Genomic DNA, 16,377 nt, shown 5'->3' on the forward strand with positions numbered 1-16,377 from the left:
TGTGCCCCATCTCGATGCGCACCCCGCGGTAGTTGAGCGCCTCGTACGGGTTCGGCGCTTCACTGGCATCGGCGTCCACCTCCAGACTGGCCCCGTCGATGTAGCTGTTCTCGCTCCCCAACCGTATCTGATTGTTGTCGTTGTTCCGATAGACCCCGCCTTCGTACTGGACCACGCCGTAGGTTCGGCTGGTGTAACAGCCGTTCGAGCCGAACTCCTCGATGTGACAGTCACGAAAGGTGATCGTGCCGTAGGTTCCGATACCGACCCAGATACCGCTCCGGCCGTTACCGGCGTTGTAGGTACCCATCAACCCGTGGTTGTTCGCCCGGAGGTTCGTCACCAGTCCCGTCCCGCTCTCCGAGCGAACGATCGGGTAGAAGAAGTCGTGGACCCGCGGGTTGCCTTTGTCCGGCCCAACGCCCGGTGAGTAGCCCGGTTCCCCTTTCGGGATCGAATCCCTGTGTATCCCCGCTCCGATCAGTTCGACGTCGTGAACCCGGATGTCGTCGTCACCCGCGATGTGGAGCGCGGGCGTCGCCCCGTCGGCCCGTTGGTCGATGTCGATACCCTCGAACAGCACCCCTTCGCCCCGGTCCACCACCAGGACCTTCTCGTTGAAGTCCTCCGGAACCGTAAAGCGTGCGTCGCCGACCCCCAGAAATCCCACGTTAGTGAGACCGAGGACCGCGTTCTTCTCGGTGATCTTGTACTCGCCGGCCGGGAACTTGAGCAGGGTGTAATCGTCGGCCGCCGCGGTGATCTGGTCGTCGCAGGGTTCGTTCCCCGTCGGGTCACACCCTGCATCTTCGACCATGTTCACCGTCCGATTGAACTGGATCCCGCGACGCGTGAACGCCGCGCTCGCCGGCCCCGACAGCAGTCCCGCCGACCCCGCCGCTACCCCCGCGAGTTTCAAGTACGAACGCCGGTTCACCGATAGCTGCGCTCCCCCTCCCCGTGATTCCCCATCACTCCGTGGCATCATCAGATAAAGAAACTCGCACCGTAAAAAATGTTTTTCAAGATCAGTACCATAATGGAACCATTCGTCGATCGTCGTTGTGTCGAGTCACCTCGTTCTGAAACCATCGGCGCTCGGGTCGCGAAAGCGGGTGATAGCGGCCGATAGCGGTCGATAGTGCGTGGAACGGTCGGTGAACCGAACCGCTCATGAGGATCCGTTGGCGAACCCGAACGATGGACGGAGCACCCGGGGCGGTGGTTCGCCGTCCGGATGGTGGGGAGCGATGAACACCTGGCAGCGTCGGGCGCTCTACTCGGCGGTCTCGCTCGGCCTCCTGATCCTCGGCTACGCGGTGGTCTACGACTACGGGATGACGACGTTCGAGGGCGAACCGACGACGTTCCTCCACGCCCTGCAGGTCGTCGTGGAGACGTTCACCACGACGGGCTTCGGCTCCGATGCGGGCTGGACCAGCCCCGCGATGAACGTCATCGTGATCGTGATGGACCTCACGGGGGTCGCACTGATCTTCCTCGCGCTCCCGGCGATCGTCTTCCCGCTGCTCGAAGAGACCTTCTCGACGAGCGCACCGACCCGTGCCGACCTCGACGACCACGTCGTCGTCTGTGAGTACACCCCGCGCGGCGAGACCCTCATCGAGGAACTCGAACGGCGGGAGATCCCGTACGTGGTGGTCGAATCCGACCGCGACCGCGCCGACGACCTCCACGAGGACGGGGTGAGCGTGGTCTACGGCGACCCCGAATCCGAGACGACCCTGGAGCGGGTGAACCTGGATGCTGCACGGGCACTGGTGGCCGATTCGATCGACGAGGCAAACGCTTCGATCGCGCTCGCGGCGGGCGAGAGCGGGACCCGTATCATCGCGTTCGTCGAGGACACCGATGCCGCCGACTATCTCACCTACGCGGGCGCGGACGACGTGTTCTCGCCGCGGCGGCTCGTCGGCGAGAGCCTCGCGGACAAGGTCACGACGGCGGTCTCGCCGGAGCTTCGCGACGCGGTCGAGATCAGCGACGAGTTCGAGGTGGCCGAACTCACGATCCGACCGGGGAGCGACCTCGCGGGCGTCACGATCGCCGAGAGCCGGATCACCGAACGCACCGGGGCGCACGTCATCGGAGCCTGGCTCCGCGGGGCGTTCGTCAGCCCGCCGGGGCCCGACACCCGCCTCGACGAGCACTCCTTGCTGCTCGTGGCCGGTCAGGAGGAACAGCTCGAAGCCCTCAAGCGGATGACGACGGCCGAAACCAGACCCTACCGGCGCGGAAACGTCGTCATCGCGGGGCGCGGCGAAGTCGGGTCGACGGTCGACGCGGCGATCGCGGCCGACGGGCTGGAGTCGGTCGTGGTCGACCTCGCCGACAAACCCGGCGTGGACATCGTGGGCGACGCCACCGAGGAGGCCGTGCTGAAGACCGCGGGCCTCGACGACGCGCTCGCGGTGGTGCTCGCGCTCCCGGACGACACGCAGACCGTCTTCGCGGCGCTCGTCATCCGGGAGCTCTACCCCGACATCGAGATCCTGGCGCGGGCGAAGGAGACCGAGAGCGTCCGGAAACTCTACCGCGCCGGCGCGGACTACGTGCTCGCGCTCGCCACCGTGAGCGGCCGGATGCTGGCCTCGACGATCCTCGACGAGGACGTCATGGACTTCGACAGCCAGATCGAGGTGCTCCAAACTCGGTGTCCGAACCTCGCCGGCCGGACCCTCGCGGAGGCCGACGTCCGTGCCCGAACCGGCTGTACCGTCGTCGCGGTCGAGCGCGACGGCGACGTGTTCACGGATATTGGTGCCGACTTCGAACTCCGTCAGGACGACGAGGTGATCGTGGTCGGGACCGACGAGGACGTCAACCGCTTCACCGCGTTGGCCGAGTGAGAAGTATCGGCCACAAAACATATGCCGGCGGTCGGGCGAGGCATGCTATGCCCTCCCGCACTCGCACGGTAGCGACGGTCGTGATGCTCTGTATGGTCGTTCTCGCGGGCTGTAGCGGGTCGGGAGGTGCTGGCGGAGACCAGGCGAGCGGTGCGAGCGGTGGGGGCGGGAACGCGAACGCCGGGATGGGTGGCGGGGGTGCCAGCGCCGGCGGCGGTGGAGCGGGCGAGGCCCAGCGCGCGCGCCAAGCCCCACAGGCGGTCATCAAGACCGGCCGCGTCCAGCTCGGGGTCGAGAACTTCAGCGCGGCCCAGCGGAACCTGACGCGGGCGACTCGGGCGGCGGGTGGCTACGTCAGCGCGTCGAGCGAGAGCACCTACACCGAATCCGGCGAGAACGTCACCCGCGGCGAGCTCGTGCTCCGCGTTCCCAGTCGAACCTTCTCGACGTTGTTCTCGCAGGTCAAGGCGGTCGGCACGGTGGAGAACGCGAACAGCAACAGTACCGACGTCTCCGGAAAGCTGATCGACCTCCGAGCCCGGCTCAACAATTCGCGCGCCCAGCGCGACCGGCTCCGCGCGCTCTACGACAACGCCAGCGACACCGAGGCGACCCTCGCGGTCCAGAAGCGCCTCTCGGCTGTGCAGTCGCGGATCGAGCGTCTCGAAGGCCGACTGGCCTCGCTGAACGACCGGGTCGCCTACTCGACGATCACGGTGACGTACGCCGAATCCAGCCCGAGCGCACCCCCAGAGCAGTGGTACGACGTCGGCGTGGGCAGCGCGCTTGTCTCGTCGATGGAGGGCGTGGTCACCGCGATCCGGGCGATCGTCGTCGGGCTCGCGTACGCCGCGCCGTACCTCGTGGTCTTCGGGGTCCCCCTCGCGCTGGTCGGCTACCTCGTCCACCGCCGTCGAAGCGCACCCTGACCGGCACGGGTTTTTGGCCCGGGACGGTCAACGGCGAGTATGAACTTCGACGTCGTCCAGGGTGACATCGCGGCCCAGCAGGCCGACGCGCTCGTCAACGCCGCCAACACGGGGCTGGCGATGGGGTCGGGCGTCGCGGGCGCGCTCCGGCGCGGGGCCGGTCCGGGCATCGACGACGAGGCGGTCTCGAAGGGACCAGTTGATCTCGGCGAGGTGGCGGTCACCGACGCCTACGACCTCGACGCCGAGTGGGTGATCCACGCCGCCGCGATGCCGCAAGGCGGGCGCGCGACCGCCGAGAGCATCCGTGAGGCGACCCGGACCAGCCTCGAACGCGCCGACGAACTCGGATGTACGTCGCTCGTGCTCCCGGCGCTCGGCTGTGGGATCGCGGGGTTCGACCTCCGCGAGGGAGCACGGATCATCGGCGAGGTGATCGCCGAGTACGAATCCACGTCGCTCGCCGACGTCCGGCTGATCGGCTACGACGAGGACGAGGTCGCGACTATCCGCGAGGCCACGCGCGAGAACTGACGAACCGGATCGGTGGGCCGAGCGGAGCCGTGACCGGTCACTCGACCTCGACTGCGAGACCGTCGCGGGCGAACCTGACGTCGCCCTCGTAGTGCGCCCCGATGGACTCCAACATTTCCTCGTGGCGGCCCTCGGTGTGGGGGTAGAGATGGGTGAGGTAGACCCGCCCGACCTCGACCCCCGATCCGGCGAGCGTCTCGCCCAGCTGGTTCGGCGTGGGGTGATTCGAGACGTCGACGTCGTCGGGGAACGAGCAGTCGTGGGCCAGCACGGCCGAGCCGTCGGCGAAATTCATGAGGTTCGTGAAAGCCTCGCTGTCGGCGCTGAAGGTGAACGCCGGCCCGTCGTCGTGGGTGAAGCGGTAGGCGAGACAGTACATCGAGTGACGAGTCTCGCGGGCGTCGACGTCGAACCCCGCGAGCGAGAACGACTCCGCGACGACCTCGCGAACCCGGAGGTCGATCCGGCCGTCGAGGTACTCGTGGACGTCGAGGAGGCCGTCGATCAGCTCTTTCGTGCCCTGCGGCCCGACGATTTCGAGATGCTCCGCGCCCGCGAGCCACCGGGCCTTCACCAGCGGGAGGAGGTCCGCGACGTGGTCGAGGTGGTGGTGGGTCAGGAGGACCGTCGAGACGCCCTCGTACCCCGTCTCGGTTCGCGCGAGCGCGTTGAGCACGCCGCTGCCGCAGTCGACGAGGAGCGAATCGTCGTCGGCATCGAGGAGGAGTCCGGTCTGGGATCGCCGGCCGCTCGGCATCGCGGCTCCCGTCCCGAGGAAGGTTACGCGCATGACGAATCGGGGGACGGGGCGGGCAAAAGCGTTGCTCGCCGGCGTCGTGCTCAAGCCGAAGGCTCATGGGCCTCAGTCGTGCACAACGGGCAATGACAGCCGCCGAGGGCGAACGCCGGGGTTTCTTCGCGTACTACCGCGAGTACGCCAAATCGGGTGTTCACGCGGCGAGCGCGGCAGCGCTGACGGCACTGATCGGGATCGCGAGTTTCACGGGCATTCGGTGGTTCGTTCTGGTCGCGATCGCGGTCTACGTTCTCCCGCCGGTGTTCCTCTATTCCACCGGCGAGGGCGAGCGGGTGCCGTCGGTCGTCGGCGAAGGCGGTGAGTCCAGCGATGGACGGGGTTCGGGACGTGGTACGGGAGATGGAAGCGGCGACCCGCGTGCCGACACTGTCGAGTCCAGTGTTTCACAGCGAGAACAGAGGCTGGACGGCGACGACCACGACCGGGAAACGGAAGCGGACGTCGGCTCCAGCGACGTGGGACCGGCGGCGACGGCCGGACCGACGAACGAACGCGGATCCGAGACCACGGGAACCGACGACGAGCCGGAATCGGAGTCGGAGGACAAGGACGAACCGACCGACGAAGACGAAACGGCTCCCGACGTCGAGCCCGGCTGGAAGACGGCGAACGCACCGACCGAGGAGTCGTTGCTCGACGTGGTCGCGACCGCCGACGGCGCGTACGCGGTCGGGGAGAACGGGGTCGTCCTCACTCGGGAGGACGACGGCTGGGCGGTCGCGGTCGAGGGGGGTCCGACGGCGAACGGAAACCCGCTCCGGGGCGTCGATGCGACCGCCGACGGCGGGGCGGTCTGGTTCGCGGGCGACAGTGGCGTGCTCGGGCGCTACAGGGATGGCGAACTCACCGACCACTCCGCACCGAAGGACCGGACGAGCACCTGGACCGACGTCGCGGTCACAGGGACGGCGGGCGACGAACGGATCCACCTCGTGAACGGCTCCGGCGAACTCCTCCGGGGGCGATACGACGACGGCCGCGTCTCGTGGGGCGAGGTCGAAAAACCCGGCAGCGGGTCGAGCATCTCGGCCGTCTCGTTCGTGGACGACGACCGCGGCTACCTCTGCGATACCAGCCAGGGCGTCTACGGGACCACCGACGGCGGCGAAAGCTACGAGCGGATCGGCATCGACGACGCGAACGCCGCCTTCACCGGGGTCGACGCGGCCGGGTCGATGGTCGTCGTGTCGTGCGACGACGGTGCGGTGTTCCGGTACGACGGTTCGGTCTGGACGCGGCTGCGGGCTGCCGAGACGGAGCTCTCGGCGATCGACCTCGCTGGCGAATCGGGGCTCGCGGCGGGCGACGCCGGGACGGTCGTCGAACTCGTGGACGGAGGTTGGGAGACGGTCGAGGCTCCGGTCGATGCCGACCTGTCTGGGGTCACCATCGGGCAGAGCGGGTCGGACGGGTCGGATATCGCCGTCGGGACGGACGGGACGATCATCGAACGGTAACGAGACGGTTCGGGGTCGGACGAGGAACTGTTCGGTCGTCACGCCGGAACGCGTACACCCTCGTGGGGAACCACCGACGCGAAAACGGCGAGGTCGCACCCTCTCCTTCGTTTCGGACGGTGCGCCGGGTCAGTTCTCGTCGGCGTCGCCCGACGTGGCGGAGCTGACGAACGGCCGAAGGAGCGCGTAGACCGAGTGGAGAGCGACGAGCACGGCGACGAGCGAGACCCCCGAAGCGACGACCACGACGACGGCTTCCTGCTCTTCGGCCGTCGCGATCCCCTGTGCGGCGAGCGCGATACCACCGGATCCGAGGAGGACGAGGAGCCGTTTGGCCGCCGAGAGCGCGCTGATCCACTGGCGGAGGTCACGGACCGTCCCGAAGCGCTCGCTACGCATCCGTCTGGTCAGCTCCCCGGTACTGATCGACGAACCCGTCGGACCTCGTGGTCGCCACCATCGCCGATAAGTCAGTCACTCGTAACTCCACGCCAGCAGTGTGCTCCCCGCATTCGTCACGCGTTCCTCCGTCCCGAGGTGGTGGGAGCGAGTTGTCCACCCGTTCGAGCGAGAACACGGTCGTGTCGTCGCATGTCGAGCGTTCGTTTTCCGGCGGTCCGTTTAAAGGTGATCCCGTCGGGGAGGGTCGTACGATAGTTACGCCGAGTTGGTTGGTCGTATACCCTTGTGCGGGTCAGTCGGCCCACTCGACCATCCGGGCGTAGCGCTCGTCGGACGTGAGCGCCGCGCGGTCGCCGACGAGCACGAGCGCCTTCTTCGCGCGCGTGAGCGCGACGTTCACTCGGCGTGGGTCCTCGAAGACCGGCGAGTCCAGCGTGCCGGTCGCGACGAACGAGACGACGATGACCTCCTTCGCCGAGCCCTGAAACCGGTCGACGGTGTCCACGGTCACGTCGGGCACCTGCCGGCGGATCGCCGCGGCCTGGGCGCGGAACGGCGCGATGACGCCGATGTCGTCGGGCGCGAGCCCCGCCGCGACGAACGCGTCAACCGTCTCGCCCACCGCCTCGACTTCCGTGGGATTGGTGTTGCCCCGCGCCGTCCCGCCGGGGTCGACGAACGCCACGCGGTCGCGGAGGTGGTCGGGGAGCGCGTCGCCGTCCACACCCGGCAGGTCCGTGAGGTGCTGGGCGGCCACGTCTGGCGAGGCGGGTCTGAGCGCGCCGTCGTAGAACTCGCTCGACGGGAAGGCCTGGATCCGCTGGGCCATCCGATACTGGGTGTCGAGCAGCACCGACGCGTCGGGGTGGGCGTCGACCAGCCGCTCGAACAGCGACCGCGAGAGGTCGGCTGCGTCCGTCGTACCGCCGTCCGACCGCGCGGCGGCCGGGTCGGTCGTCGACTCGACCTCGATGCCGGTTTCGTCGGCCGCGTCCGCCGCTTGGACCACGGGGGGAAGCTGCTGGTGGTCGCCGACGAGCACGAACCGGTCGGCGAGCGTGGTCGCCGCGAGCGTCGCGGGTTCGGTGAGCTGACCCGCCTCGTCGACCAGCGCGACGTCGAACGACTCCTCGCGCATGACCCGCGAGCCACAGCTCGCGGTCGTCGCCGCCACCACGGGTGCGTCCTCCAGCTCCCGCGCTCGCGCCTCGGGGTCGCCGCGGGTTTCGAGTCTGAACCCCTGCATGTCCGCACGGACCCCGTGTTCGGTTCCCACGCGAACGAACTCCTCGAACCCCTGGTCGCGGAGCGCCTCCAGCGCGTTGTCGACCGCACGGTTCGTGAACCCCGAGAGGAGCACTCGGTCCCCGCGCTCGACCAGCGCCTGGATGGTGCGCGCGATGGTGTAGGTCTTGCCCGTGCCCGGCGGGCCGTGGACCAGCGCACAGTCCTCCGCGCCGACCGCGAGCCGGACGGCCCGGTCCTGGCTCTCGTTGTTCGGGATGAACGTCTCGTCCACTTCCCGAAACTCGGGCTCGCGCCGCCCGAAGAGCACGTCCTTTCGGTCCGGGTCGCCGGCCAGCACCGCGTTGTGGAGCGCCGTCAGCATCCCGTCGACACCCATCTCCGAGGGGTAGACGTCGAGCCGCCGGAGGTCGACCGGCTCCTCGGTGCTCACCACGACCTCGTCGTCGAGTTCGAGCACCCGACCCATCTCGGCGGTGCCGTAGACCGGGTCGCCGTCGCTCGCGAGCACCACGTCGCCCTCGCGGATCTTCGAGACCGGGTCGTCACACCGCGCTCGGAGCTCCCAGCCGTCGTCGACCTCGGTTCTTCCGAGCGGTTCGAGGTCGATGAGCGCGCGGTCGGCGTCGGCGCGCTCCTCGGGGGTTTGGGTCCAGAGCTTCGCGTACTCCCGGTGGACCGCGCGGCGCTCGGCCTCGATGGCGCGGTAAAATCGTGCGAAGTACGCGCGCTCCTCGGCGGGGAGCGCGCTCCCGATCTGCCCTGCCTTCGACTCCTGGTCGAGCCGGCCCGAGACCACCATGCAGGTGTCCTGCTCGAAGCAGTACTCACACCGCGCGTTGGCCTCGTAGCCCGTCGGCACAGTTTTTTCGAGCGCCATCGACACGAGCTGGTTGCGCTGACGGACGACGTACCCGAGTAAACCGTCGTTGAGCGAGAAGTCCTTCGCCGGCGAGAGGTCGCCGTCCTCCTCGTTCCGGTCGAGTGCGGCGTTCTTCGTGTAGATGAGGGTGCCAGTATCGGGTGACGGACCGCGTTCACCCAACAGGAGCGCATAGCAAGCGACCTGGATCTTGTCCTGAAATCGGGGCTCGCTCTTGGTGTTCTTCCCTGTCTTGAGTTCCACAGGGGAACCCCGGCGGACCGCGTCGGCCCGACCCTTCAGGCCGTACCGTTCACTGATGAGTGTCTGCTCGGAGCGCCACTCGTCCTCGTCGTCGAGCGTACCCTGGCGGAGCCAGCCGTCGATCGCACGGGCGTGGTCGGCGACGTCCGCCCGCACCTCCTCGGGATCCCGCCCGAGGAGGCCGAGGTCGAGGCCCGCCTCCTCGATCCGGTCGTCGATCGAGGCCTCGACCTCGCTTCCCCGAAGCAGGTCGGAGAAGACCTCGTGCACGATGGTCCCCTTCACTACCGGGTAATTCAGGGGGATCCCCGACATCGAGTTGAGGTACTCCAACCTGGGGCACTGGACCCACGAGCGAACGTCGGTGACGTTCACGAGGTAGTCGGGCTGGAGCACCACCCGCGAGTCGCCGGTCGTCGCGTACCCACCGTCACCGTCGTAGTCGTTCTCCTCGACGTCAACGGCCAAAACGTCCATTCCGGGTCGGGCGTAGTCGGTGGTTTCGGCCCACTTCCCCCAGCAGGTCAGCGTCACGGGGTCGGCGCGACCCCCGTCCGGTCGGAGGGTGAGTTCGGCGAGGTCGCGCTCGCCGTACCGGGTTTCGACGGTGGTCCCGTCGCCGACCTCGACCAGTACGCCCCGGAGTTCGGTCACATCGGAGACGGGGTAGGGAGGCGAAAAACGCTATCGATATCAAACATAGCGAATTTGTCAAGATGGGTTGAGATTAATGCTAATGTGTTCTCAAGAGTAGATTGGCTGCATGGATTTGACTGAACTCCTATCAAGCCCAGTGGTTGGAAATATAATCGTTCTACTGGCTGCGATCATTGGCGTAGGTGGTAGCTACCTGATCTATCGGCTGAGGATCAAGCGTCGGAAAAGCTCAGCAAGGAGAGCCATAAGGGCAGAGTTAGAATCAATGACATTCTTCCCGCAGTGGGTCGACGATGATTCTCGTCAGCCTCCAACCAATAGTATTGGTTCAACAACAGCATACGAATCTCACGCAGAGAATATTGGACTCCTACAAGATGTAGAAGTGGATTCTCTGACAAAATTTTATTCTAGTCTAGAGGGGACAGACAAAATGTTGGCTACTAATACGAATCTCATAACACAGACAGGGATGTCAAAAAGTGCCACGGATAGTGGTAGACAGGACCGAGAAAACGTTCTCAAACGCCGGATAGATCAGCTTGCTGTCTGGAGATGGCAAGCTCTACAGATACTACGGAAAAGGCTTGGTGAAGAATACAAACCGCCAGAATATTTAGATATCCCCGAATCGTCAGAAGACAAAATCCATGCTAAACATCCTGTCGTTCGGATGGACAAGAAGAAAGATTCTTCGAACAGATATTTCGAGCCAATCGATGACGATTCAAGCTTCTATCGACTAACAGAACACGGAGAACAAAATGTAGAGAAGATCTCCGATCAAAATGTTGGTTTTGATAACATGTGACGTATTCTTGATTTTTGCGTACCTTAGCCACCGTAGATCGGGAAGAGACTGAAGAGAACGTACGAGGCGGCCGCCGACAGGGAGGGGGTGAGGATCCAGAGCATCACGACCCGGCCCGTCGCCGACGGGTCGAAGAGCTCCTGGGAGGTGAAGTCCGTGGGGTCCTCGTCGCCGATCCGCGGGACGTCGGGCTCCGGGACGTCACCGCCGTCGGGGGTACCGTCGGCGTCGATCGCTTCGGGCGAGTCGGCGGCGAGCGCGCCGGTGGTGAGGGTCGCGCTCTCCTCACCGCGGTAGGCCGCCGACGCCGCGTCCGCGATGGTGGTCGTTCGGGTGGCCCGACCCCAGCCGAGGCCGACGATACACATCGTGGCGCTCACGGCCAGGCTCGCCGGGATCCCGAGCCGCGAGAGCACGGTGATGATGGTGGCGCTCACGCTCGCGACGATCAGCGAGGCCAGGAGGGGGAGGTCGGTGAGGTCGTTGCCAATGGTGTCGAGGGTCCGTCGGGCGATCGTGAACGCGCCGAGACCGATCGCGGCGGCCGCGAGCAGCACCCCTTGGTCGGCCGTGACCGAGCCACCACCGACGAGGGGGGCGACCGCGTTGGCGACGTTCGACGCGCCCGCGGAGAACGCCATGTAACAGCTGATCGCGAGCACGACGGCGCTCCAGAAGACTTCCTTCGGGGTCGTTCCCGGGGCGGGTCGCGGGACGGGAACCGGGCCGGTCCGGTCGATCGTCAGGAGGTCGCTGTCGGACTGGTCGAGCGCGAACCACGCGTCGAGGTAGGGGTAGAGGTAGCGGCCGATCACCGCACACACCCAGAAGGCGACCACGGGGGCGACGAGCCACCACGAGACTATCCCGCCCATCACGCCCCAATCGAGGGTGTGACTCGCGAGGCCGAGCCCCGCGATCGCGCCGACCGCCGTCATCGAGGTCGAGGCGGGCACGCCGAAGAGGTTCGAGATGAGGAGCGCGAGGCCGACGAAGAACAGCACCGCGACGCTCGCCCCGAGGGTGAACTGGCTCGACGGGACGATATCGCCACCCATCGTCTTCACGACCTCCCGACCGTAGGTCCAGCCACCGATCAGCGCGAAGAGAGTGAACAGCGCCGCCGCACCGTTCTTCGAGACCAGCCGGCTCCCCACCGCCGGCCCGAACGCGACGCCGGTCGAGGAGCCACCGATGTTGAAACCGACGAAGACCGCGACGCCGACCCCAACGAGAAGGAGTATCGAAAGCACACGTAACTTATACGAACGAGGTAGGTAAAAGCTATCGTTCCGCCCGACGTCGGCCGCTCGGTCGAGGTATCGGGCCGACTCGGCCCCACCGAGGGTTTTTATTCGATGAGGAGGCCAGGCTCGCCAATGTCGGAGTCCGATGGTTCGTCCGCTCGCGATCCGCCCACGAGCGCTGGCGTCGCGGCCCGTATCGCCGCCGCGGCCGGGATGGCCGATGGGCTCGCCCGCGCCGTCGATGCCCGAACGGTGACGGTGGACGACGCGCTCGACGAGGACGACTTCTTCACGACGGCCGACGGGCGGACCACGGTCGCGAACCGCTACGACCTCGAGAAGGCGGTGCCACTCGACCGGAAACCCCACTTCCGGGAGGTCACGCGCTACTGGGTCAACGAACCCTACTCGTTCGTGGTCATCTTCCACTCGACGCGCGAAAACGAGGCGAAGTACTACCTCGTCGAGCCCCACCCCACCCGGATCGAAACCGACCTGAAGGCGTTCCTGACCCGGAAGCTCAAGACCGGGATCACCTACTCGGACGACGAGGCCGTGGCCGATGGCGACGAATCCCAGCGCGCGGCCGTCATCGAGACCGAGACGAGCCGACTGCTCGAACGTTACGACCTCTACGAAGGTCCCACCGCGGACACGGGGCGTTCAGGCGTTCTCGGCAGGCTGAAAGGGATCGTTCGACGAAGATCGAGCGGGACGGCTGGAACGGGCGACGGACGGGGCGACTACGAGGGAGTCTCGGCCCGGCCCGAACCCGCGGTACTCGACGAGGACGCGGCGACGCTCTCGGCCTACCAGGTCGAGAAGCTCGGCTACTATCTCCGGCGGGACTTCATCGGCTACGAACGTATCGACGGCATCAAACACGACGTCAACGTCGAGGACGTCTCGTGTGACGGCTACGACTCCCCGGTGTTCGTCTATCACACCGACCGCGAACAGCTGATCACCAACGTCCGCCACGGCGAGAGCGACCTCGACGACTTCGTCGTGAAGCTCGCCCAGCGCTCGGGGAAGGGGATCTCGAAACGCCAGCCTCAGGTCGACGCTACCCTTCCCGACGGCTCGCGCGCCCAGCTCACCCTCGGTCGCGAGGTTTCCGACCACGGCACCAACTACACCATCCGGCAGTTCAAGGACGTCCCCTACACCCCGGTCGACCTCATCAACTGGCACACGTTCAGCATCGAGGAGATGGCCTTCGTCTGGCTCTGCATCGAGAACGGCCGGTCGATGCTGTTCGCCGGCGGGACGGCCTCGGGCAAGACGACGAGCCTCAACGCGGTCTCGTTGTTCATCCCGAGCAACGCCAAGATCGTCTCGATCGAGGACACCAGGGAGCTCGAGATCCCGCAACGAAACTGGGTCGCCTCGGTGACGCGACCCTCCTTCAGCGCCGACGACGTCGGCGACGTCGACGAGTTCGCGCTCCTCGAAGCCGCGCTCCGCCAGCGCCCCGACTACATCGTGATGGGTGAGGTTCGGGGGGAGGAGGGTCGAACGCTCTTTCAGGTGATGAGCACGGGTCACACCTCGCTCACGACCTTCCACGCCGACAACGTTGGCGAGGTGATCAAGCGGTTTACGACCGACCCGATCAACGTCTCGAAGACGCTGTTCACGGCGCTCGACCTCGTGAGCGTCCAGACCGCGACGCGGGTTCGCGGGAGGAAGGTCCGCCGAAATCGGGCGCTCACCGAGATCAACTACTACGACGCCGAGCACGACGAGATCAACGTCAAGGACGTCTACCAGTGGCAGGCCGAGACCGACGACTACCTCCGTCTCGGGAGCTCGAACACCCTCGAATCGATCCGTTTCGACCGGGGCTGGTCCGAAGACCGCCTCTCTACGGAGCTCTTCAAGCGAAAGGTCGTGTTGGCCTACCTCGTCGACCGGGGGCTCAACACCTACACCCAGGCCGCCGCCACGCTCCAGGCGTTCATCAACGACCCCGAGACGATCCTCTCGCTGATCGCGTCCGACCGGCTCGAAGCCAGCCTCGACGACTTGCGTGGGATGGAAAGCGTGCAGATCGACACCGACCCCGCGACGGAAGCGATGGTCCCCCGCCCCGACCCCTCCGACGAGCTGCGACGGCTCACCGGGTCGATACTCGAAACGGCCGAAGCCGAGCTCTTCGAGGCGTACGACGACCGGTCCGCGCCGAGCGTCGCCGCCGCGATCACCGACGGTGGCCGCGCGGACGACGGGTCGGGAGCACCGATGGGGGCGGAGGACGAGCCGTGAGTCACGGGATCGGCGGGGGCTACGTGGGTGGGAGGCGGACGTTCGGCGACCGGTTCTACGGCCTCTACCGACGGCTGTTCGACGACGACGGCGACTTCGTCGACGACATGGAACGGAAGCTGGCGGCGGCGCGGATGCCTGACACCGTCGAGATCTACCTCTCGCGTGCGATCGGCGTCGGGGTCACGGTCGGCGCGTTGCTGTGGGTGCTCGCCACGGTCGTCGGCTTCCTCCTCGTCGAGCGCTTCGTGGACGGCGTCCCGAAGCTCACCGACCTCCGGGTGCTCCACGGCGTGGTACTGGAGCTCTTCGAGGCCGCGAAGCTCCCGCTGTTGGTCGGAGCGTCGGGGCTCGTCTGTGGGTTCGTGGGGTTCACGGTCGGGTTCGGCACGCTCGTCACGATCCCCTACGTCCGGGCGAACGCCAGGAAACGCGAGATCAACGTGCTGCTCGCGGACTCGGTCTCATTCATGTACGCCCTCTCGATCGGCGGGCTGAACCAGCTCGAGATCGTCGAGGCGATGGCGGGGGCCGACGACACCTACGGCGCGGTCGCGAGGGAGTTCGAGTCAATCCACCTCGAAACCGAGTTCTTCGACACCGACTACCGGACCGCGATCCGGCGGCAGTCGATCCGAACCCCGAGCGAGGAGCTGAGCCAGTTCCTGACCGACATGCTCTCGGTCGTCGACTCCGGCGGGAGCATGACGGCGTTCCTCCGGGACAAGAAGGACAAGCACCTTCGCACCTCGAAACAGGAGCAGTCGCTGGTGCTCGAAACGCTCGAACTGTTCGGCGAGCTGTACATCACGCTCTCGGTGTTTCCCCTCCTCCTGGTCGTGGTCCTCGTCGTGATGAGCATGGTCGGCGGCCCGCAAACGTTGCTGCTCTATCTGACGGTCTACGGGCTGGTCCCCCTGATCGGTATCGGCTTCGCGGTGCTGGTCTCGACGGTGAAACAGGACGAGGTCGGCGACGGCTACCTCCGACCCGAGGGAGTTGAGGGCGCACCGACCTCGACGACGGGTCGGTCCCAGCTCGCCGACCTCGGGGTGGTCGAGGAGTACACCGGTCGACACGCGGTGTTCGAGCGTATCCGCGACCGCGAGGGGACCCATCGGACGGCGGAACTCCTCGCGAACCCACACCGCTTCTTCCGGGACCGACCGCTCGCCGTGCTCGCGCTCACGGTACCCGCCTCGGTGGTGCTGTTGGCCCTCGCGGTGCGCTCGGGACGCGCCCCCACGTCGCTCGACGGGTTCGTCGATCGCTCGGTGGTCGGCACCTTCCTCTGGGTCTACGTGCCGTTGTACGTCAACGGGCTGCCGCTCGCGGTGTTCTACGGGTGGAACGTCCGGTCGCGCCGTCGGATAACGGGCAAGCTCTCGGAGACGCTCCGGAAGCTATCGAGCGCCAACAGTACGGGGCTGACCCTCCTCGAATCGCTCCGGGTCGTCGCCGAGACCTCCTCGGGACGGCTCGCGAGCGAGCTTCGGACGGTCGCCGCGAAGGTCGACTACGGGACGAACCTGACGAGGGCGCTCGTCGAGTTCAACAACGAGTACCACGTCCCGCGACTCGCACGGACGGTGAACGTCATCAGCGAGGCACAGGAGGCCTCCTCGGAGATAACGGAGGTGCTGTCGACGGCGGCGCGCGCGAGCGAGAACCAGGACGCGGTCGAGCGTGAACAGCGCTCCCAGGCCAGAATGCAGGTCGTGATCGTCGTGATGACCTTCCTCACCCTGCTCGCGGTGATGGCGGTCCTGAAGGTGAACTTCCTCGATACGGTGGCCGGGCTCGACACCGGAACGAGCGGGGCGGCCGCGGCGGGGCTCGGCGCGAGCATCGACGTCGACCTGATGGGGATGCTGTTCTTCCACGCCGTGACGATCCAGGCGGTCACGTCGGGGTTCATCGCGGGCTACATCCGGAGCGGCACCCTCCTCACCGGGACGAAGTTCGCAGTGGTCCTCCCGACCGTCGCGCTCGCGGTCTTCGCGGTGATCTAAGC

Annotated in this window: 12 protein-coding genes; 7 read left to right on the top strand and 5 right to left on the bottom strand. The window is 66.6% G+C overall.

Annotated elements, in window-relative coordinates:
* Window positions 1–937 (bottom strand): twin-arginine translocation signal domain-containing protein (locus GT355_RS09485; RefSeq protein WP_160134420.1); only part of this gene is annotated, 937 nt, incomplete at its 3' end.
* Window positions 938–1,250: 313 nt separating this feature from the next.
* Between GT355_RS09485 and GT355_RS09490 the strand changes: the two genes are divergently transcribed.
* Genes GT355_RS09490 through GT355_RS09500 form a run of 3 tightly spaced genes read left to right on the top strand, consistent with a single transcriptional unit; the run spans window position 1,251 to window position 4,333 of the window.
* Window positions 1,251–2,870: a potassium channel family protein gene (locus GT355_RS09490; protein WP_160134421.1), complete on the top strand. Its 1,620-nt coding sequence runs from the start codon at window positions 1,251–1,253 to the stop codon at window positions 2,868–2,870.
* A gap of 47 nt (window positions 2,871–2,917) precedes the next feature.
* The gene (locus GT355_RS09495; RefSeq protein WP_160134422.1) at window positions 2,918–3,799 is read left to right on the top strand and encodes a DUF4349 domain-containing protein; all 882 of its coding nucleotides are present in this window, start codon (window positions 2,918–2,920) and stop codon (window positions 3,797–3,799) included.
* A gap of 39 nt (window positions 3,800–3,838) precedes the next feature.
* Window positions 3,839–4,333, top strand: coding sequence for a macro domain-containing protein (locus GT355_RS09500; protein WP_160134423.1), 495 nt, complete (start codon window positions 3,839–3,841; stop codon window positions 4,331–4,333).
* Between the two features lie 37 nt (window positions 4,334–4,370).
* Here the strand turns inward: GT355_RS09500 and GT355_RS09505 are convergent, their stop codons facing one another.
* A complete protein-coding gene (locus tag GT355_RS09505) occupies window positions 4,371–5,123 on the bottom strand; it encodes an MBL fold metallo-hydrolase (RefSeq protein ID WP_160134424.1) in 753 nt (250 codons plus the stop codon).
* Window positions 5,124–5,215: 92 nt separating this feature from the next.
* Between GT355_RS09505 and GT355_RS09510 the strand changes: the two genes are divergently transcribed.
* The gene (locus GT355_RS09510; RefSeq protein WP_160134425.1) at window positions 5,216–6,607 is read left to right on the top strand and encodes a hypothetical protein; all 1,392 of its coding nucleotides are present in this window, start codon (window positions 5,216–5,218) and stop codon (window positions 6,605–6,607) included.
* 129 nt (window positions 6,608–6,736) lie between these two features.
* On the opposite strand, the gene GT355_RS09515 is transcribed toward GT355_RS09510, so the two are convergent.
* Complete coding sequence (locus tag GT355_RS09515; protein ID WP_160134426.1) at window positions 6,737–7,006, bottom strand: hypothetical protein; 270 nt, start codon at window positions 7,004–7,006, stop codon at window positions 6,737–6,739.
* A gap of 295 nt (window positions 7,007–7,301) precedes the next feature.
* The gene (locus tag GT355_RS09520) at window positions 7,302–10,034 is read right to left on the bottom strand and encodes an AAA domain-containing protein (protein ID WP_160134427.1); all 2,733 of its coding nucleotides are present in this window, start codon (window positions 10,032–10,034) and stop codon (window positions 7,302–7,304) included.
* Between the two features lie 109 nt (window positions 10,035–10,143).
* Between GT355_RS09520 and GT355_RS09525 the strand changes: the two genes are divergently transcribed.
* Window positions 10,144–10,848: a hypothetical protein gene (locus GT355_RS09525; RefSeq protein WP_160134428.1), complete on the top strand. Its 705-nt coding sequence runs from the start codon at window positions 10,144–10,146 to the stop codon at window positions 10,846–10,848.
* A gap of 23 nt (window positions 10,849–10,871) precedes the next feature.
* On the opposite strand, the gene GT355_RS09530 is transcribed toward GT355_RS09525, so the two are convergent.
* The gene (locus GT355_RS09530; RefSeq protein WP_160134429.1) at window positions 10,872–12,101 is read right to left on the bottom strand and encodes an inorganic phosphate transporter; all 1,230 of its coding nucleotides are present in this window, start codon (window positions 12,099–12,101) and stop codon (window positions 10,872–10,874) included.
* A gap of 126 nt (window positions 12,102–12,227) precedes the next feature.
* Between GT355_RS09530 and GT355_RS09535 the strand changes: the two genes are divergently transcribed.
* Window positions 12,228–14,363 carry a type II/IV secretion system ATPase subunit gene (locus GT355_RS09535; RefSeq protein ID WP_160134430.1) on the top strand — a complete coding sequence of 712 codons (2,136 nt, stop codon included), beginning with the start codon at window positions 12,228–12,230 and terminating at the stop codon, window positions 14,361–14,363.
* Window positions 14,360–16,375 carry a type II secretion system F family protein gene (locus GT355_RS09540; RefSeq protein WP_160134431.1) on the top strand — a complete coding sequence of 672 codons (2,016 nt, stop codon included), beginning with the start codon at window positions 14,360–14,362 and terminating at the stop codon, window positions 16,373–16,375. Before GT355_RS09535 ends, GT355_RS09540 begins: the two co-directional genes overlap by 4 nt.
* The last annotated feature ends 2 nt before the right edge of the window (window positions 16,376–16,377 follow it).

This window comes from Halococcus salsus (genome assembly GCF_009900715.1).
GTDB classification, from domain to species: Archaea; Halobacteriota; Halobacteria; order Halobacteriales; family Halococcaceae; genus Halococcus; species Halococcus salsus.